This is a genomic window from Arthrobacter sp. 10T425, from assembly GCF_056393985.1.
The window spans coordinates 1-484 of sequence record NZ_JBFTGZ010000069.1; the positions used below are offsets into that span (position 1 = coordinate 1).

Consider the following 484-nt stretch of genomic DNA (forward strand, 5'->3'; position numbering starts at 1 on the left):
GTCAGAGACACCCAGGCGCGGACCGTGGCCGATCCCTCCGGGTAGGTATCGACAACCTCGCGCAGAATGGCCTGGGCAAAGTCCGGTGCGTTCGGGTCGATGTTCATCTCGACTTCGTTCCGCAGCCGGTACCCGGAGTCCGGGGCGGTCTCTACTGTCACCGCCGCGGCGTCCAGTCCGGCCTCGTCAGCAAGGCCCGCTAGCCAACCACCCCAATTGGCTACCCAGGCGTCGACCTGCTCAGGATCAACCAAGGAGGCGCCATCAGGTTCGGTGGAAAAGATAACGGTGAAGTGGCTGGTAGCCGGGACGTGAAGCATGGCGAACGGGCGCTTGTAGGAGTCGGCGAACTCGTACAGGGTCGACTTCGCCGCGAGACCGGGCAGCTGATACATGCCCCACTCCGTCACACCCAAAGGGCCGGAGCGGTAGAGGTTCGTTCCGGAAGACTTGGCGAGCCTAAAGGCCATCCGGGTGCCGAAGC

At 64.0% G+C, this 484-nt stretch carries 1 protein-coding gene; it reads right to left on the bottom strand.

The features are described 5' to 3' along the window. Positions 1 to 470 (bottom strand): SCO6880 family protein (locus AC1DDH_RS20555; RefSeq protein WP_476956225.1); only part of this gene is annotated, 470 nt, incomplete at its 3' end. Positions 471 to 484 lie beyond the last annotated feature (14 nt).